The 18,358-nt window shown below is 45.0% G+C and carries 15 protein-coding genes; 9 read left to right on the forward strand and 6 right to left on the reverse strand.

What is annotated here, in order from left to right; genetic code table 11:
• Positions 1 to 247: 247 nt before the first annotated feature.
• Positions 248 to 811 carry a Uma2 family endonuclease gene (locus QUA36_RS22320; protein WP_333369816.1) on the reverse strand — a complete coding sequence of 188 codons (564 nt, stop codon included), beginning with the start codon at positions 809 to 811 and terminating at the stop codon, positions 248 to 250.
• Positions 812 to 1,005: 194 nt separating this feature from the next.
• Here QUA36_RS22320 and QUA36_RS22325 point away from each other — a divergent pair, with 194 nt between their 5' ends.
• The 4 genes from QUA36_RS22325 (at position 1,006) to QUA36_RS22340 (ending at position 5,110) form a co-directional block, all read left to right on the forward strand.
• Positions 1,006 to 1,989 (forward strand): alpha-ketoacid dehydrogenase subunit beta, encoded by a 984-nt coding sequence (locus tag QUA36_RS22325; protein ID WP_333162835.1) that lies wholly within the window; start codon positions 1,006 to 1,008, stop codon positions 1,987 to 1,989.
• 144 nt (positions 1,990 to 2,133) lie between these two features.
• Complete coding sequence (gene secD, locus QUA36_RS22330; protein WP_333459152.1) at positions 2,134 to 3,531, forward strand: protein translocase subunit SecD; 1,398 nt, start codon at positions 2,134 to 2,136, stop codon at positions 3,529 to 3,531.
• A 113-nt stretch (positions 3,532 to 3,644) separates the two neighbouring features.
• Positions 3,645 to 4,613, forward strand: a complete 969-nt coding sequence (gene secF, locus QUA36_RS22335; RefSeq protein ID WP_333459153.1) for a protein translocase subunit SecF — start codon at positions 3,645 to 3,647, stop codon at positions 4,611 to 4,613.
• 116 nt (positions 4,614 to 4,729) lie between these two features.
• A complete protein-coding gene (locus QUA36_RS22340; RefSeq protein WP_333162841.1) occupies positions 4,730 to 5,110 on the forward strand; it encodes a hypothetical protein in 381 nt (126 codons plus the stop codon).
• A gap of 232 nt (positions 5,111 to 5,342) precedes the next feature.
• Here QUA36_RS22340 and QUA36_RS22345 read toward each other — a convergent pair whose 3' ends face one another.
• Positions 5,343 to 6,827: an ATP-binding protein gene (locus QUA36_RS22345; protein WP_333162843.1), complete on the reverse strand. Its 1,485-nt coding sequence runs from the start codon at positions 6,825 to 6,827 to the stop codon at positions 5,343 to 5,345.
• 434 nt (positions 6,828 to 7,261) lie between these two features.
• A complete protein-coding gene (locus QUA36_RS22350) occupies positions 7,262 to 7,429 on the reverse strand; it encodes a hypothetical protein (RefSeq protein WP_333459154.1) in 168 nt (55 codons plus the stop codon).
• Positions 7,430 to 8,257: 828 nt separating this feature from the next.
• On the opposite strand from QUA36_RS22350, the gene QUA36_RS22355 reads away from it, so the two are divergent.
• Both QUA36_RS22355 and QUA36_RS22360 read left to right on the forward strand, forming a co-directional pair.
• Entirely contained in the window at positions 8,258 to 8,656 is a 399-nt protein-coding gene (locus QUA36_RS22355; RefSeq protein WP_333162845.1) for a DUF4342 domain-containing protein, read from the forward strand.
• 583 nt (positions 8,657 to 9,239) lie between these two features.
• On the forward strand, positions 9,240 to 10,076 hold the full coding sequence (locus tag QUA36_RS22360) for a hypothetical protein (protein WP_333451686.1): 837 nt from the start codon (positions 9,240 to 9,242) through the stop codon (positions 10,074 to 10,076).
• Between the two features lie 226 nt (positions 10,077 to 10,302).
• Here the strand turns inward: QUA36_RS22360 and QUA36_RS22365 are convergent, their stop codons facing one another.
• The 3 genes from QUA36_RS22365 to QUA36_RS22375 all read right to left on the reverse strand — a co-directional run bounded on the left by QUA36_RS22365 (position 10,303) and on the right by QUA36_RS22375 (position 14,028).
• Complete coding sequence (locus QUA36_RS22365; RefSeq protein ID WP_333459155.1) at positions 10,303 to 11,688, reverse strand: hypothetical protein; 1,386 nt, start codon at positions 11,686 to 11,688, stop codon at positions 10,303 to 10,305.
• A gap of 353 nt (positions 11,689 to 12,041) precedes the next feature.
• Positions 12,042 to 12,227: a hypothetical protein gene (locus QUA36_RS22370; protein ID WP_333160749.1), complete on the reverse strand. Its 186-nt coding sequence runs from the start codon at positions 12,225 to 12,227 to the stop codon at positions 12,042 to 12,044.
• A gap of 271 nt (positions 12,228 to 12,498) precedes the next feature.
• Positions 12,499 to 14,028, reverse strand: a complete 1,530-nt coding sequence (locus QUA36_RS22375; protein WP_333459156.1) for a YifB family Mg chelatase-like AAA ATPase — start codon at positions 14,026 to 14,028, stop codon at positions 12,499 to 12,501.
• Positions 14,029 to 14,236: 208 nt separating this feature from the next.
• Here QUA36_RS22375 and QUA36_RS22380 point away from each other — a divergent pair, with 208 nt between their 5' ends.
• From QUA36_RS22380 to lnt, 3 genes are all read left to right on the forward strand, one after another.
• Positions 14,237 to 14,584 carry a histidine triad nucleotide-binding protein gene (locus QUA36_RS22380; RefSeq protein ID WP_333162855.1) on the forward strand — a complete coding sequence of 116 codons (348 nt, stop codon included), beginning with the start codon at positions 14,237 to 14,239 and terminating at the stop codon, positions 14,582 to 14,584.
• Between the two features lie 550 nt (positions 14,585 to 15,134).
• Positions 15,135 to 16,217, forward strand: a complete 1,083-nt coding sequence (psbA, locus tag QUA36_RS22385) for a photosystem II q(b) protein (RefSeq protein ID WP_333459157.1) — start codon at positions 15,135 to 15,137, stop codon at positions 16,215 to 16,217.
• Between the two features lie 287 nt (positions 16,218 to 16,504).
• Entirely contained in the window at positions 16,505 to 18,295 is a 1,791-nt protein-coding gene (lnt, locus tag QUA36_RS22390; RefSeq protein WP_333459174.1) for an apolipoprotein N-acyltransferase, read from the forward strand.
• Positions 18,296 to 18,358 lie beyond the last annotated feature (63 nt).

Consider the following 18,358-nt stretch of genomic DNA (forward strand, 5'->3'; position numbering starts at 1 on the left):
AGCAGGCATTCACTTTTTCTGAATATTATTATGTTATATTATACCAATATGCGTTTTAAATGCACAACAGCTTAAGCACCAGTTTATGATTTATCAGGAGTATCGATTAACGATTCCCTCTAATGATGAGTATTCTGTCCCTCAGCTACGGATGATGATTCGAGAGACCGAGGAGATTATAGAAAGGCAAATTACTCTTGAAGAATGGAATAGCTTGTGAACTACCACACACTCCTCCCAAAAAAGTTTATGGTATTTTTGCCATCTGAAATAGCTGTGAAGCCGTAAATTCTAATCCATCAAAAAGTGTATCTATTAATAGCGTATCTCCCATATAAGTCTGCGGTGCTGCATCGGGGTAAAAAACTGTAATGCTTCTCGCCTTGCTATCTACTACCCAAACCCGCAATACCTTAGCATCTAAATAATCTCTCGCTTTAGCAGCTAACTGACCGAAAGTTTGTTCGGGTGAAATAATTTCTATGACTAATTCTGGGGCTACAGGACAGGCTTCATCTTGATTCCAGTCAGGAGATAAGCGTTCGTAAGAAACATATAAAAGGTCTGGTACTGGCACCCAGTCTCGCCCCAGTCTGGTTAATCTTACCGCCCATTCTACACCAATTTCTCCCCGTTCCTCACCCCACTGTTCGAGGATTTTTATTAGGCTTCGGGTGAGGCGAGAATGAAATTTTTTAGGTGACATCTTCGGTACTGCTTGCTCGTCAATAAGTTCGTAGGTAATATCGCCTTCTCCTTCGGGAAGAGTGAGAAACTCTTCCAAAGTGAGTTGAGTTTTTGTCTGGAGCATAATATTCCTCTGCTGTGGGCAGGCAAGTTAGTATTATTTTAACTTAAATATTCGTTGACATAATACAAATGTTATGATAAAGATTGGCCAAGTCTCAGATTTTAACGGTCAAATTTGCGATCGACTCCTAGATCGACACCCCCGAAAGGTTAAGATTCTAATCTGACCCTCCTGCAATCATTGCTTCACCTCCTATGGCAGAAACCTTATTGTTCAACGCCCTCCGCGAGGCGTTAGACGAAGAAATGGCCCGCGACTCCGCCGTATTCGTACTCGGCGAAGACGTAGGTCAATACGGCGGTTCCTATAAAGTCACCAAAGACCTCTACAACAAATACGGCGAACTTAGAGTGCTCGACACCCCGATCGCCGAAAATAGCTTTACAGGCATGGCAGTAGGCGCAGCAATGACGGGATTGCGACCGGTCATCGAAGGCATGAACATGGGCTTTTTGCTGCTGGCCTTCAACCAAATTTCCAACAACGCCGGAATGCTGCGCTACACATCCGGTGGCAACTTCAAAATGCCAATGGTAATTCGTGGGCCTGGCGGCGTGGGCCGACAACTCGGCGCCGAACACTCCCAACGCCTAGAAGCATATTTCCAAGCAGTACCGGGTTTGAAAATAGTCGCTTGTTCGACTCCCTACAACGCCAAAGGACTCTTAAAATCAGCCATCCGCGACGATAACCCCGTTCTGTTTTTCGAGCACGTCCTTCTTTACAACCTCAAAGAAAATTTGCCAGAAACAGAATATTTAGTGCCGCTGGACAAAGCAGAAATTGTGCGATCGGGCAAAGATGTCACCATCCTGACTTATTCCAGGATGCGGCACCACGTCTTGCAAGCCGTGCCAGCCCTGGTAAAAGAAGGTTACGATCCAGAAGTAATCGACCTAATTTCTCTCAAACCCCTGGACATGGAGACCATCGGCGCATCCATTCGCAAAACTCACAAAGTAATTATTGTAGAGGAGTGCATGAAAACAGGAGGCATTGGTGCCGAACTCATTGCTTCGATTAGCGATCGATTTTTTGACGAACTCGACGCACCGGTTTTGCGCCTGTCTTCACAAGATATTCCCACACCTTACAACGGCAATTTGGAAAGACTGACAATTGTCCAACCCAATCAAATTGTCGAAGCAGTCCAAAAAATGGTAGCTTTGCGAGTATAAATAGTGATTAGTCAGTAGTCATTGGTTGACTGTTGACTGTTGACTGATGACTGTTGACTGATGACTGATGACTGATGACTAAAATCTGCCAACTGCCAACTGTCAACTGACAACTGCCAACTGACCAATGACTAATAATTAAATATGCAAAAACAACGTTCGCTATTAGCCCTAATTTTTGTTCTAATCATCGCCGCCATTACTGTAATAGTAACAATTCCGACGCGGCTGGGATTAGACTTGCAAGGAGGGTCGCAACTCACAATTCAAGTAAAAACTACGCCCACAATTCCCAAAATTGACCCGGGAATGTTAGAAGCAGTGCGGCGGATTGTCGAAAACCGCGTCAACGGTTTGGGTGTTTCCGAAGCATTAGTCCAAACAGTAGGAGAAGACCAGATTCTCGTGCAGTTGCCCGGAGTAAATGACCCGCAGCAAGCAGAACGAGTTTTGGGCGGCACGGCAAAGCTAGAATTTCTGGAACAACTGCCTGGAACCGAAGCACAATTAGCCATTGAGAGGCAGTTGCAGCAGGAATTGCTGGTCAAACAAGAAGAATTGAGAACTAGCAATAATGAGGCCGCTATTAAAGAAAATCAGGCTGCTTTGACAAGAAGCAATGAGGCGATCGCCAAACTCTTCAAAAGCAGCGGCCTCGGCGGCGAAAACCTCAAAGACGCTCAACCTCAACCCTTGGCCTCTGGGAACAACTGGAACGTTGCTCTTGTTTTCGATACCAAAGGAGGCGAACTATTTGCCCAACTCACTAAAAATTTAGCAGGCACTGGACGCAGTATCGGTATTTTCCTAGACGAAAGAATGATCAGTTCTCCAGTCGTCGGCGTTGAATTTGCCCAAGCAGGAATTACTGGTGGGAGTGCCGTAATTCAAGGCAACTTTACAACGCAAGAAGCCAACGATTTAGCAGTGCAATTGCGGGGCGGCGCTTTGCCTGTGCCGGTCGAAATTGTAGAAAACCGCACGATCGGCGCTAGCTTGGGTAAAGACAGCATTCAAAGCAGTATTAACGCAGGTATAGGCGGCTTAGTTTTAGTCTTGATTTTCATGGTTGTCTACTATCGGCTCCCCGGCGTAATTGCCAATATTGCGCTGTTAATTTATGCTCTGTTAACTTGGGCAGCTTTCGTGCTTTTGGGAGTGACATTAACGCTGCCGGGAATTGCTGGTTTTGTGCTCAGCATCGGGATGGCTGTGGATGCTAACGTGCTGATTTTTGAGCGCACGCGGGAAGAATTACGGGCGGGGAAATCGCTTTATCGATCGGTAGAATCGGGTTTTTACCGCGCTTTTTCCAGCATTTTAGACGGCAACGTCACAACAGTTATTGCTTGTGCTGCTTTGTTCTGGTTGGGCGCTGGTTTAGTTAAAGGGTTTGCTGTAACTCTGGCATTGGGCGTAGTAGTGAGTATGTTTACTGCTATTACTTGCAGCCGCACTCTACTTTTGGTAGTGTTGGGCTTTCCGGCCCTGCGGAAACCTCAGTGGTTCTGTCCCGATTTGTCTAAAACTGCTAATAGTTAACAGTTAACAGTTGACTGTTGACTGTTAACAGTTGACTGTTGACTGTTAACTTCTTCCTTCCTTCTTACATCCGTTACACAATCCGTTGCCGAACTTCCCTATTCCTTCAAATTATGAAATTCAGTGTAATCAAATATCGATCGCTCTGGTGGAGTATTTCCGCCGCTATAATCCTCGCAGGTATAGTGTCGATGGCGATTTCTTGGACTCGTCCAGACATCCGCGCACCGCTGCGGCCGAGTTTGGACTTTATCGGCGGCACTCGCCTGCAATTTGAACTTGACTGCACGAAACCGGAAAATTGTAAACCCATCAATCTTGCTGCTGTCCGTGAAGTCCTCGACGCCCAAGGTTTAGGCGGCAGCAGCATTCAAGTTATCGGTCAAGAACAGCGAGGTTTGTCGCTGCGAACAAAAACTTTGGATGTCGAACAGCGGACTAATTTGCAAACAGCTTTGAGCGAAAAGATAGGCGCTTTTTCTCCTCAATCTACTCAAATTGATACGGTTGGGCCTACCCTCGGCAAACAGTTGTTTACTTCGGGTTTGCTGGCTTTGTTGATTTCTTTTGCGGGAATTACTGCTTATCTGACATTCCGATTTCAGTTGGATTATGCCTTTTTTGCTTTTGTGGCTGTGTTTCACGACGTGTTGGTCACGCTTGGTGTTTTCTCGTTTTTGGGTTTAGTTCAAGGAGTGGAAGTTGACAGTTTATTTGTGGTCGCGCTCTTGACACTTATCGGTTTTTCTGTTAACGATACAGTGGTAATTTACGATCGCGTGCGCGAAGTAATCAAGCTAAATCCGGGACAGTCGATCGATCAAATTGTCGATGATGCTGTCATGCAGACGCTGGGAAGGTCAATTAACACAACGTTTACCACGCTGCTGACATTGTTTTCAATCTTTTTGTTTGGTGGCGAAACCCTCAAATACTTTGCTTTAGCTTTGATTGTCGGTTTTATTGCTGGTTCGTATTCCAGTATTTTCGTTGCCAGTACGCTGCTAGCTTGGTGGCGCAGTCGCACCGGTCACTCCATCCCCGTCCCCGCAGAAGGAATCAACCAGTCAGAGGAAGTTTAATTGACTGTTGACGGTTAACTGTTGACGGTTAACTGTTGACGGTTAACTGTTGACTGACTAATAATAAATCCTCAATAATCAATAACCAATGATAAATGACAAATGACAAATAACAAATGACTACTGACCAAACTTTTCAAATTGAAGTCCAAAGGCTTCACAAACTAACAGTTTACGGCCGCTGGTTAACTGTGATATTGCTGTGGATTAGCGTCGGTTCTTTGAGCATTTGGGGTTTGCGCCGCGAAATAGCTTTGTGGTTAGAACACTTCACTTGGGCGGCGGTGCGCTACGGTTTATCTTTTCATCGCTGGCCCACTCTCGGTTTGGGTTTGTGCTTGGGGATGACTTTAGGAGTGCTAACTTGGCAAAGTCGCAATATGATGCGAGGATTGCCCCACCGGGAAAAACAGGGTTTGGAACAACAAGTGCGCCGCATTCGCCAACAGGGGCCGAGTCATCCTTTGTGGAAGTGGGTTTGCAAAGGTTCACGATAGCAATGGGCTTTATTCTTTAGTCTCAAGCGAGAGGAACGAAAGTTTGACAAGAAGCGGTTTCAACGGCCGAATCCCTAACTTTTATTGCTTCTGCCTTCTTCCTTCTTCCTTCTATCCTTTACATCCGTTACATCCGTTACATCCGTTACATAATCCGTTGCCGAACTTCCTTCTATCCTTTACATCCGTTACATCCGTTACATAATCCGTTGCCGAACTTTCTTCTGCTATATCACGCAAAGGGAGGCAAAATCTGTGCTAGGGAAGACTGTTGAAGTGGAATTTCGATCGCAAATTCTGCTCCTTTTCCCAGTTCCGAAAAACACTTCAATGCGCCGCCGTGTTGGTTCACAACAATTTCATAGCTAATCGACAGTCCCAAACCCGTTCCTTGACCGACCGGCTTAGTAGAAAAGAAAGGGTCAAACAACCGCTTCCGAACATCTTCTGTCATCCCCGGGCCGTTGTCAGAAATTTTAATTATTACCTTTTTTTTATCAATTAACTCGGTGCGAATACGAATCGTAGGAATCAGGCAGGTAGACTTATAAACTGATGATTTAGTCTTTGTACAAGACTGATTTTGCTCGCATGATTGCGACTTTTTCGCGCTTTTATTATCGACATTTTCGTGTTTATTAGACTCAACAAGAGCGTAAATTGCATTAAGTAAAATATTCATAAATACCTGATTGAGCTGTCCGGGATAGCACTGCACCAGCGGCAAGTCGCTGTATTCTTTGTGAATTTCGATCGCCTCGTGCCCCGGTTTCCCTTTAAGCTGGCTTTGCAACAGCATAATCGTGTTGTTGATACCGTCGTGAATGTTGACCTGCTTCATTTCAGCTTCGTCTAATCTGCAAAAATTCCGCAGCGACAAAACGATGTCGCGCACTCTTTCTGCACCTTGCTGCATAGAATTTAAGACTTTCGGCAAGTCTTCTAGCACATAATCGAGTTCGATTTTTTCTGCTTCCGCTTCAATTGCTGCGATGGGTTCGGGACAGTGCTTTTGGTAGATGTCGAGCATCCGCATTAAACCTTGCGTGTACTCTTTAGCGTGGTGCAAATTGCTGTAGATAAAGCCGATCGGATTGTTGATTTCGTGAGCTACTCCTGCTACTAACTGCCCCAAAGAAGACATTTTCTCCGTTTGAATTAGTTGAGTTTGAGTGCGCTGAAGTTCCAGCAGGGCAAGTTCGAGCTGTTGGGCTTGATGTCTCAATTGCGCTTGCGACTCGCGCATCGCCACGGTTGATAACTCGTGAATTTGCAACTGAGAAAGCAGTAGTTGGTGTACGTCTAAAAGTTTGTAAATTTCCGGCTCTACTTGTACTACAATTGGTTCGTGGATTAGTTCGGGCGATCGCTCCAAAGACTGCCGCACTGCCGTCATAATTGAGGTTTCGCGATCGAGAACCAACATATCAGTTTTAGTAAAGCGGTAGAGTATGAACAAAGGCTGTTGAGAAAATAACTCCAAGCTGTAGGGGCGGCTCATATGTTCAAAATAACGCCGCCGCGAAATCATCCCTATAAACTTTCCTTGCTGAGTGATGATGATGCCCGGAACTAAAGGGTTTGCTTGAAAAATTTTAGCAACTTCGTCCCCCAGACACTCAGATTCTAGGAGAAAGTCGTACAGGGTTAATTCCTGTAGAGTCGATCGCAAACCAAGCGGCGATTTTAGGGGACTCAACCCGTCAGTTTCATACACTGCTCCCTCCTTTGGTAATTGGCAGTTGCGGTTGGCTGCTGGAGTCTTGCCTACTATTTAGAAAGCCTTTTCAACTCTTTTTATAGCTTAGTCATCAACTTTCCTCTGCTCCCTCAAATCAGTTAATTCAGCAGGATTATTTTTTGCCTTAAATCGTGCTGGTGTCCCCCGAAACGATATTGCAGGTGAGATTGATTTAACAGCAGACACCCCTTTGAAATCTGACTATGTATTGAATTTTATATATCCAAGATTTTACTAATCCGAATATAACAGTCATAACTATTTTTAATGTTTGATGACATTAATTTGGTTCAGATGGATAGACATCTGCGACCTGTGGCAGTACATTTCGTATTGCCCCTTGCGTAAAATTATATTACAATAAGACAAGAATAGCGACAAATCTGCAGCCGATCGCCCAATTTTAAAATTCAGGCAAAACAGGTTTCCGGCAATTGCCAATAAATCTCAATTGTCAGTTTTTTCGCACAAATGCCGATCGCACTCAACCCGAATATTGTATTGTAGGTAGTCTTCCAGCCAGGGACAGCCGATGGCGAGCAATTTGTCAAGTTCGGCAGCTTATACTTTAGCCGCATCGACACTCCAAAGCTTCACCAACGAAATTTTTCCCGACAGATGCTAAAGTTGTGCGATCGCAACTAAAACTCACATTCCACACATCCGCTTAATGTGCCTTAAAAATTTGCATAAAAGTACCATCTGGCTGCCAACTTGATATTTAAATTCTCTCGCTGGCAAATCCGATACGGAGAATCAAGAGGAAGCAGAAAGAAATAATTCTACTTTACCCGACTTTTCCCCAACTTCAACTTCACTTTGAGGAAATTGGTTTGGTTATGATAATATTTCGATCATTATTATTTCTCCTCCCCCTTGATTTTAGGCAATTCTCATTAGAAACTCTAAGATGTTGATTTGAGGAACCTCCGGGGGTCGGGTTTGATTTGGCGATCGCACTGATCTAAATTGAAATAACATTTGAGGAAAGTAAGCAACGGTTTCCATGTGCGGTTTCCCGAACGAGAGGTGGTAATTGTATACACGGCGGGACGATCGTACTTTCAGTACAATGTCAGTATTTCAACCTGTACACCTGTTGAGCCTGAGTCTCTGAGAGTGTGAAAGTCGCTCTCATCCTTTCGTTGTCTGGATTTGAAGTTTTTCAAGGATTAGGCGGTGCGAGGGTTAGAAGCAGACAGTTAACTAAACGGCACAAGGAGAAAGGGACAGATGGGATAAGCCCAAAAGCGAGAGAGTGAGGGAATTTTCATCATCATACCTTCAGAAAATCACGACAGCAGCAGCAAGATCACCCAAAAGAATGATTGATTCAAAAAAAGTTGCGTGTTATATTTCAATATAATTCTATACAAAAATACTTTTACCTAAAAGGAGAACAAAAAATGGACACACCTACAGAACGCCTACAAGAACCAGTCGGGACAAGAGAACTCGAATCAATACCTGTATCTGAAAAAGTTTCTGCCGACAAAATGAGTGAGGTTAATTTTGAAACGACTCCTTTAGAAACCCCTACTTATACTCAGGAAAAAGTTAGCGTCGAGGAGTTGAAGATTAACGGCGACGATTTGGTTGCTAAAGTTAAAGAACTGATGCACGAAGGCCATATCCGCCGCATCATTATCAAAAATGAAGAGGGACGGATCTTGGTAGAAGTTCCTCTGACTGTGGGAGTAGTCGGCGGAGTCATCGGTGCGGCGTTGTTTCCAGTCATTGCAGCAATAGGAGCGATAGGTGCATTAGTCGCTCACCTTACCATCATCATTGAAAGAACCGAGTAAAAAAAACTCAATTGTCAGTAATGCTGATGTCCGGTTAATTTCCTGTAATAAAGCTTGTTTGTAGTGAGTACGACTATCCTCTGTTGATGGATGAGAAAAAACTTGGCTTTATTACTAAAAACTTAATTGTGGCTATCTAATCGGACTTAAACACATTTCAAGCACAAACCGGCTTTATAAATATAGCAATCCTTGCAGCAGTCGTAATTTTTTTTACGACTCCTGCAAAGGATTGCTATATGCTTGCACAGCAAACATTATAAATAACTCATTTAGCGGGTATTCTTTGTTGAAGTCGGGCTCATCCTATTCCTTTGAGGAGTTGGGGAATCACTCTGAGGGTAGAGCCTGGTTAATACCTTAACGAGTTAGATTCGATACAGATGAAGGAAAAGCCAAAAGTTCTCTAAACTCCCTAAGCAGAAAGCTGTTAAGCACTTAAACTGGGTATGACCAAAACGCCAAATGCTTACACATGAATCTTGCCTGAATCTTGACAATACTGAACAGCTTAGCTCAAGTTTTCCAACCAGAGCATCTCCTACAGACAAATATTTTTTGAATAGTTGTGGCGAAGATAATTATGAAACCTAACGAAGAAAATAGTTCTAGCCGTGAAATTCATCAAGAAGTTCACACAGATGCAAGTAACGGTCACGTCAGTACAACGCGAACCACTACAAGTGTTCCGGGTACAACGGGGAAGGCTTCTAAAGAAGCAGCTCATCACCAAGGTTATGTACAGGGTCAAATGGCGGAAAACCACCGCCAACTTGGAGTCCAAGAAGTCCGCGATAATGAGAATGCTGGTCGCGGGTTACTGTTAGGGATTCTTCTTACTTCTTTGGTAGGCTTAGTTCTGGGCACTGTATATTACTTCAATCGGGGTGAGGAGGCTCCTACTCCTGCTTCTGCTCCTGTGATTGTTGTACCGAAAGCGAATCAACCTTCAGCAACACCTGCTCCGACTCGGACTATAGAGAGAGAAAAAACGATCATTGAAAAGGTTGTTCCGGTTCAACCAAGTCCAGCTCAAAACGCTACGCCTGATCCTCAACCAAGTCCAGCTCAACAGGCAACTCCGGCTCCTCAAGCAAATCCGTCTCCCAATATCAATATTACAATTCCAAATTCACAGCAGCAAGATGCACCCGCTCAGGAAGCAGCGCCGTCTCCATCTTCGCCGTCAAATAATACCAATACTACGGTTCCGACTCCGCAGAATGAGCCAGCTTCGACTCCGCCAACTCCAGCACCTGAGAGTTCAGCTACTCCACCCCCAACTCAGGGTGAGGGCGCTCCAGGAGCAGGTACCAGCGGCGAAACTAATACCGAAAGCCGGAGCGATTCTAATCCTACAGATACGGCTGTACCTGAGAACAAATCCGGCGCAGAGGGTGCGACTGGTTCACCGCAATAGAAGTTGGATGTCGAATTAGTCCGCCAGGGGTTCAAACCCCTGACTCATAGCTAAAGTCCTTGAAAGCTGATATCTGGCACCATTCTCAATTAGCCTTTTAGGAACAAGCTTTCGGGCCTGTTAAGCGAGAATGGTGCAACAATCTCAGACTAACCGGACATTGTGGCTCAACTCAAGAAACCTGGTGTCTGCGATGGAAAACGTTTTAAGATTGTGCCAACCTATCCTAAGAAACTGTTTGGTGAACTAATTTAACTTTCCCTAAAGCCGTCTTCCTGCTGTCAAAGAGTTTCATCACCCCGGAGGAGATGGTCTCGATGACATCGGGAGAACAATAAGACAGAAACTCTTCCGAGGAAATATGACCGGCAAAAAACTCTTGAGCTTTCTTCAAAAAGTTTTCAGTTTCAGCAAAGCCGATAGATTTGATAATAAACGTAGCTACGGGAGAGTTTTTAATATCATAGGGAGATTCTTGATTTCTTCCTATTGCTAACAAATTTAAAACCTCTTTTTCCAACTGAGTGTCTAATGGGTAGGCGATCTGCTTGTTGGGCAAGTAATCCTCCAAAACCGAGGTCTTAAATCCGGGTGCGCGCAATTCTCCCATCATAGTAGAAAGCGGAATATCGCGCCCCAATCGGTAGGAAAGAGCTTCTAAAATGGCGATGGTAATTAGCTTGATACCCAGATAAAGTTTAGCAACTTCGATATTTTTGCGAGTTCGGGCAATCAGGTTAGCGTAGGTTTCATCGTCCGGCTCTTGCATAAACTGCTGGAAAACCAGTTCGGGTTTGAGGAAGTTCAAAAATCCTTCCATTTTTTGCAGAGACCTGCGATATCCGGCAACAGTATAGGAATTAACATTGCTCAATTCGTGGTTAGTTTCTGGCATCAAATTCCAGGTATTGTCTAAGAAATTAGAGGAATTTGGAGATGCAAAATTCTCGACATCTCTATTTGCTAACCTGACAGAACGCTTGACAATTTCTACGGTTTGGGCATCGCTCCATCCGAAGTTAAAATCGCGCTTTATACTTACCAAACGCTGGTACAAAAGTTCGATCGCGCTCAAACCGCTGGGCGAAACGGGACGAAAAGGAATAGTAGCTTCGATGCAAGCTGTTATCTCAGCGATCGTACTAGCTGGCAAAAAAGGCTCCAAAGATTTGCCCGCAATAACGGCACTCAAAAATTCGTTTTGGCCGCCAAACGGAGAGAGAGCCTTGCCGGGAATAAACCCAAAGACTGAGGCCACTAGGTGATACATGGCATCGTCGGGCAGTTCGGTTTCATCTCTAATAACTAACTGCGATCGCACTTCTTTGACAAATGGACAAAGGGCGCTACTAATATTGAAACTAACGCCCTGATCGACTTGCACGTACACGAGGTCGTGAAACAGCGCAGCCAGCACCTCGATCGGATCGACTGACCCTCCGACCTCAAAAATGTGTTCCGACGTGTGAAAGTAGCGCCAAGGCCCTCTCATCGTTTGAATGATTAGCTCAGCTATCTGCTCCAGCTTTGGAATGTCTACTCGACCTCCCAATTGCTCGATCGAGCTTACCAAGCAATCCAAGCACCGTTTTTGTTCTGCCAAAAGCTCCATTTACACACCTCCAGTGCATTCCCTGATTGTCTTGCGCTTGATTGCATGGTATCAAAACGCGCTGCGATCGTGCCATGATTTGTCACTCAAAAATTTCAAATTTTAGGGGGAAACAGGGAGAGGGGGCGAGGGAAAGAGGAAGAGGGAGGAAGAACGAGGGAGAGGGAGGGAGAGCGAGAGCGAAAAATTAAATATTAAAAATTCGGCCGTTGTGGAGATTCGGGCAACTTGGGCGATCGGTATCATAAATTACAGTAAAAATGACAAAAAGTGGGTAAAAACTTGATGAATTTTAGATGAAATTATCAGGGGTTTTTGACAAAAGCTGTGGGTGGGTGGCATTGACACCAGCTTCAAGCTGCGGTGGTATAAATACTGCGTCCTGCCTCAGAATAAGATTCGTAGACGTGCTGATAAACCTCTTGATATTGGGGCTGATACACTTCAGTTGAGTAGCTTTCGGGAAATCTATCTAAAGCTTCCTCGATCGCCACTTTAACTGCTGCCTTGGTTTGCTGTCGCCTCCCCCACTCTAACACTAACAGAAGTTACACAACTGTCACCAGTGATCCTGGCACCATGCAGCACAAAATCAGACAATAAACATGGGAAAATCGGGGCGTTTCAGTGGCTCAATTAAATAATTGGACAACATCAATCCAGCTTAAATACCCCCTTAATTCCTTAGTCCCCCTCTGCTGGGACTTCGTATGTTTAGAAGTGATTTAAATCCCCGAATCAACTGTTAAAGACCCAACTTCTTTAAGAATTCGGCGATCGGGGTATTGTGTCTTTGGAGACGTTGCTGACTTACTGCATCCGATCGATCGTCCGATACTGCACCGCCTCCGCCACATGATTCGTTTTCAAGCTTTCATCCCCCGACAAATCAGCAATAGTTCTAGCAACCTTCAAAATGCGATCGCTAGCCCTCGCCGAAAGCCCCAACTTCCGAATCGCCATCTCCAATAAATTCCGAGAAGCATCATCCAACTGACACCATTTGTTAATGTGACTGCTTTGCATCTCCGCATTACAGCGCAAACTAGATTCCGACTGAAAACGGCGAGTAGCGATCTCTCGCGCCCGCTGCACCCTCACCCGCACCGGTTCCGACTCCTCGCCAGTCGGCTGTCGGGTAATTTCCTCGGGTTTCAAACGATTAACTGCCACTTGCAAATCGATCCGATCCATCAAAGGCCCCGAAAGTTTTGCCCAATATTGCTCCCTCTTTTGCGGCGAACAAGTACACTGTTGGATAGAATCGCCGTAATAACCGCAAGCGCAAGGATTCGTACTAGCAACTAAAGTGAATTGAGCCGGAAACATCACTGATTGTCTAGTGCGAGAAATCGTCACATAACCATCTTCCAGCGGTTGTCGCAAAAACTCCAAAACATCTCTTTTAAACTCAGTTAATTCATCCAGAAAAAGAATGCCGCGATGTGCTAAAGAAATTTCACCCGGACGGGGAAAACTGCCACCACCTACCAAAGAAGGGCCAGATGCTGAATGGTGAGGACTGCGAAAAGGTCGATCGCCCACCAAGCTGCCCCGATCCTTCAACAACCCTGCCACCGAATGAATTTGAGTTACATCCAAAGCTTCTTCAAAAGTCAGCGGCGGCAAAATACCCGGCAAACGCCTCGCTAACATAGTTTTACCGCTTCCAGGCGGCCCGACAAAAATTAAATTGTGTCCACCAGCGGCCGCTATTTCCAAAGCGCGGCGGGCGTGAATTTGTCCCTTGACATCCTTTAAATCTAAACCGGGAAACCGCGTTTTTGCTAACTGTTCTCGACCGTTTACTTCTACCGGCGAATACACATTAGGATTGTTTAAAAAATCAGTAACTGCAAAAATATTTTCAAAACCATAAACAGATATTCCGTGTACCAAAGCCGCTTCGGCTGCATTAGCAGCCGGTACAATCAATCCCGAAATACCCATTTCTCGTGCAGCAGCGGCGATCGGCAAAACCCCAGCCACAGCCCGCAAACTCCCATCTAAAGAGAGTTCCCCTAAAAACAAATGATCTCCCAAAAGTTCAGCGCTGACTTGTTCGGATGCTGCTAAGATGCCAATGGCGATCGGCAAATCAAAACTCGGCCCTTCCTTCCGCAAATCCGCCGGAGTTAAATTAATCACAATACTCCGCATAGGAAAACCATATCCCGAATTTTTTAGGGTAGCCTTAACCCTTTCTTTAGCTTCTTGCACCGCAGAATCGGGCAATCCCACAACCACAATTTTCGGTAGCCCGCCTGACACATCAGCCTCAACACCCACTTTTACCGCGTCAATTCCAACGATCGATGCACTCCACACCCTAGCAAGCATTTTTCTTAATCCTTAATTTGCCTGTCCTTGATTCATCATCTATTATGATTAAGAATGACTAATGAATATCGGGAGAGGCAAGAAAAACTTTTCCTTGTCTCTTCTTTTTCTCCTCTTCCCTCTCTCCTGCTGGGTCTTCCCTCTTCCCGACATCCGTTACATCCGTTACATCCGTTACAAAATCCGTTGCCGAACTTCGTTAACACCCATGACAACTCAAGAAACGCTTTTCAGTAAAATCATCCGTAAAGAGATTCCGGCAGACATCGTTTATGAAGACGACTTGGCCCTGGCGTTCAGAGATATCCATCCGCAAGCACCCGTCCACATCCTCGTCATTCCCAAACAGCCTATTGCCAAATTAGCGGATGCCGAGTCGCAAGATCATGCTCTCATGGGACACTTGCTGCTGACTGTCAAACGGGTAGCAGAACAACTCGGACTTAGCAACGGCTATCGCGTCGTCATTAATAGCGGCAGCGACGGCGGCCAAACTGTAGACCACCTCCACCTTCACATTCTCGGCGGACGGCAGATGAAGTGGCCCCCAGGCTAAAGGCTAATTTTTACTCAGAAGTTACGGACTCATCCTCGGAAACCCGGTTGATTTCTATTGCCAAGCGCCTCAGAAACCGGGTTTCTTCTTTCGTCAATAAACCCGGTGGATTGGAGATTATTGAGAATGCAGCCCGATCGCACGAGACACCAGGTTTTCACTATTTTACCGCTAAAAAATTACGATCTAAGAATCCACAGGTTATATGTGAATAAATATTAAAAAAAATCTCTTCAATACCTAATTAAGAGATATTTAAATAGAAAGAATCTCGACCTGAACCCAAATAATTGGCTCGAACTGCTGAACCACCTTACATACAATAGATTCAGCACTTCTGTTCGCTGTACTTAAGCCGTGTTCTTTCTGTAAAATTACTTGATAAATAACCATAAATCTTTACTAAAAATCAAGGTTTGTAAATGTTTGTAAAACATTTAACTTATCAGCAGTAATCCCTTGGCAAACTTTAGAGAATGGTGTTACTAATATAAGTGTGGGGCATCCCCACAACGAACCTTGAAAATTCAATTAAGCAATCATAAACCAAATGACAACAACCGTACAGCGTCGCGAAAGTGGCAACGTTTGGGAGCAGTTTTGCAATTGGGTAACTAGCACGGACAACCGCATTTATGTGGGTTGGTTCGGGACTCTGATGATTCCTACTCTGCTGAGTGCCACCGTCTGCTACATTATTGCCTTCGTCGCGGCTCCTCCTGTGGACATCGACGGCATCCGCGAACCAGTTGCAGGTTCATTGATGTACGGCAACAACATCATTACTGGTGCTGTTGTTCCTTCCTCTAATGCGATCGGCCTTCACTTCTATCCCATCTGGGAAGCAGCTTCCCTCGATGAATGGTTGTACAACGGCGGCCCCTACCAATTGGTAGTATTTCACTTCCTGATCGGCATTTTCTGCTACATGGGTCGTGAATGGGAACTGTCCTACCGCTTAGGAATGCGTCCTTGGATCTGCGTCGCTTACTCTGCACCAGTAGCAGCAGCAACCGCAGTATTCTTGATTTACCCGATCGGACAAGGCAGCTTTTCTGACGGTATGCCCTTGGGTATCTCCGGCACATTCAACTTCATGATCGTGTTCCAAGCAGAGCACAACATCCTGATGCACCCCTTCCATATGTTGGGAGTGGCTGGTGTCTTCGGCGGTGCTCTGTTCTCCGCCATGCACGGTTCCTTGGTAACATCTTCTTTGGTTCGCGAAACAACCGAAACTGAATCTTTGAACTACGGTTACAAATTCGGTCAAGAAGAAGAAACCTACAACATCGTTGCAGCCCACGGCTACTTCGGTCGGTTAATCTTCCAATACGCGAGCTTTAACAACAGCCGTTCTTTGCACTTCTTGTTAGGTGCATGGCCAGTAGTCGGTATCTGGTTTACCTCTTTGGGTATTTCCACGATGGCGTTTAACTTGAACGGTTTCAACTTCAACCAATCGATTATCGACTCGCAAGGTCGCGTGATCAACACTTGGGCTGATGTCATCAACCGCGCTAACCTGGGTATGGAAGTAATGCACGAGCGCAACGCTCACAACTTCCCCCTCGACTTAGCCGCCGGTGAAGTCACCCCAGTAGCAATGGTTGCTCCTTCCATCAACGGCTAAATTTAGCTTTTGATTAACAAAAAGCGCTCCTAGAAATAGGGGCGCTTTTTGTTTGGGCAAGTAGAATTTGATAGATTTCCTTCTGTTAAATCCATTAAGGAATGAAAAATAAATAAGGTGACTAATAGAGCAATAGTTTACCTTGTATCAAGGCTTCTGGGGTTTAATTGTGAAAGTTATTGATTTTTCATTCCTAAATCGGTTAAATCCCATACACTGCACCTTGCCGAACTTCCCGATCGATCTGATATATTGATTAAGAATTATTATTTTTGGCAATCATCAAAGTGGCGATATTTAACAGGCACAAATTTGAAAAACTCACGGTTCATAAATCCAAAACATTAGCCTGGGCGATCGCACTTTTCAGCGGCATTTTGATGGCATTGACAACCGCACCAGTAAATGCTTGGCTATTGGCTTGGGTAGCATTAGCTCCCCTGTGGGTTTTGGTTGTCAGTTATGAAAACCCAAAAATAGAAGAACAAAAACAAAAATTTCTCTTTCTTCCTTCTTTCCTCAACATCCATCCGTTACATCTTGTACAGTGCTCGTTGCCGAACTTCCTTCTTCCTTCACTCTGGGGAATTGGCTATCACGGATTAGCTTTATCTTGGATTATGGGAATTCACCCGATGACTTGGTTGGGAGTTCCTTGGTGGCCGAGTTTGGCGATCGCACTTTTTTGCTGGGCATTCATCACCCTCTGGGGAGCCGCCTTAGTCGCCGTTTGGGCGTGGCTATTTGTAATTCTCAACTCCCTCACTTTACCCGGCAAAAATCCTATTGTTATTCTTAACTCCCCCCCTTTACAACGGGTGGCTGGCGCGGGTAGCTCCGATCTTATTCTTAACTCCCCCCCTTTACAAGGGGGTGCTGGCGCGGGTAGCTCTCAATTTTCAGCATTAACTCGCGTTTTAATTGGCACAGCTTTATGGTGCGCCTTAGAAAGTATTTGGAGTACAGGTTCGCTGTGGTGGACATCCCTATCATATACGCAAAGCCCGCACAATTTAGCAATATTGCACCTCGGTCAACTCTCCGGGCCCAGCGCAGTAACAGCCGCTATTGTAGCAGTAAATGGCTTAATCGCAGAAGCTTTTATTGAAGGAAGAAGGAAGAAGGAAGAAGGAAGAAGGAAGAATTGGATTGCTTATATTTTGCCTGCTAGTTTGTGTTTAGTTTTGCATATTGCAGGATGGAGTTTATACAATCGCCCTTTGAATCAAGAAGCCGCAACAGCTTTAAAAATTGGCATTATTCAAGGCAATATTCCTAACGAGATTAAGTTTGATTCAGGGGGTTGGGGGCGCGCTTTGGAAGGTTACACCAGTGGATACAAAGAGTTAGCCGACAGGAAAGTCGATGCTGTGTTAATTCCAGAGACGGCTTTGCCTTTTATCTGGACCAATGAGTATCAACGTTCTACTCTTTCCTTTTACAAAGCTATTCTCGAACGCGGCGTTGTCGCTTGGGTTGGAGGATTCGGACAGCAAGATAATAGTATCACTAACAGCTTATTGGCGATCGATCGCACAGGAGAAATTGTCGGCCGCTACGATAAACTAAAGCTAGTGCCTTTAGGCGAATATATCCCTTTTTACGAAATTTTAGGCGGGATTATTAATCGGCTTTCTCCCTTAGATGCTCATTTAGTACCCGGCAATTCTCAACAATTGTTTGATACGCCGTTTGGTCGCGCCATTGTTGGAATTTGTTACGATTCAGCCTTTGCTGAAAATTTCCGATATCAGGCGGCGAATGGAGGCGAATTTATGATCACCGCTTCCAACAATGCCCATTACAAACCGCCAATGTTGGCTCAACATCATGCTCTCGATGTGATGCGGGCAATTGAAACTGATAGATGGGCAGCTATCGCAACTAATACGGGTTACTCTGCTTTTGTAAATCCTCGCGGCGAGACAGTTTGGAAGTCTGGAATTAATACCTATGAAGTCCGAGATGCTACTATTTATCGGCGGCAAACTCGGACTTTGTACGTGCGGTGGGGAGATTGGCTGATGCCTGTATTGTTAGTATTGGCTGGGTTAATGCGGTTGATTGTTAGAAATTAACCAGTAGGTTATACCATTTTAGATTTTCGATTGGTATCTAAAATCAAAAATCTAAAATATAAA

Source organism: Microcoleus sp. Pol10D4 (assembly GCF_036701555.1).
Classification (GTDB): Bacteria; Cyanobacteriota; Cyanobacteriia; order Cyanobacteriales; family Microcoleaceae; genus Microcoleus.

Excerpts from the sequence above, each read along its gene's own strand:
- psbA (WP_333459157.1), top strand. The coding sequence starts at position 15,135 with ATGACAACAACCGTACAGCGTCGCGAAAGTGGCAACGTTTGGGAGCAG.
- QUA36_RS22355 (WP_333162845.1), top strand. The coding sequence starts at position 8,258 with ATGGACACACCTACAGAACGCCTACAAGAACCAGTCGGGACAAGAGAA.
- QUA36_RS22320 (WP_333369816.1), bottom strand. The coding sequence starts at position 811 with ATGCTCCAGACAAAAACTCAACTCACTTTGGAAGAGTTTCTCACTCTT.
- QUA36_RS22380 (WP_333162855.1), top strand. The coding sequence starts at position 14,237 with ATGACAACTCAAGAAACGCTTTTCAGTAAAATCATCCGTAAAGAGATT.
- QUA36_RS22350 (WP_333459154.1), bottom strand. The coding sequence starts at position 7,429 with ATGCGGCTAAAGTATAAGCTGCCGAACTTGACAAATTGCTCGCCATCG.
- QUA36_RS22360 (WP_333451686.1), top strand. The coding sequence starts at position 9,240 with ATGAAACCTAACGAAGAAAATAGTTCTAGCCGTGAAATTCATCAAGAA.
- QUA36_RS22375 (WP_333459156.1), bottom strand. The coding sequence starts at position 14,028 with ATGCTTGCTAGGGTGTGGAGTGCATCGATCGTTGGAATTGACGCGGTA.
- secD (WP_333459152.1), top strand. The coding sequence starts at position 2,134 with ATGCAAAAACAACGTTCGCTATTAGCCCTAATTTTTGTTCTAATCATC.
- QUA36_RS22365 (WP_333459155.1), bottom strand. The coding sequence starts at position 11,688 with ATGGAGCTTTTGGCAGAACAAAAACGGTGCTTGGATTGCTTGGTAAGC.
- secF (WP_333459153.1), top strand. The coding sequence starts at position 3,645 with ATGAAATTCAGTGTAATCAAATATCGATCGCTCTGGTGGAGTATTTCC.
- QUA36_RS22325 (WP_333162835.1), top strand. The coding sequence starts at position 1,006 with ATGGCAGAAACCTTATTGTTCAACGCCCTCCGCGAGGCGTTAGACGAA.
- QUA36_RS22340 (WP_333162841.1), top strand. The coding sequence starts at position 4,730 with ATGACTACTGACCAAACTTTTCAAATTGAAGTCCAAAGGCTTCACAAA.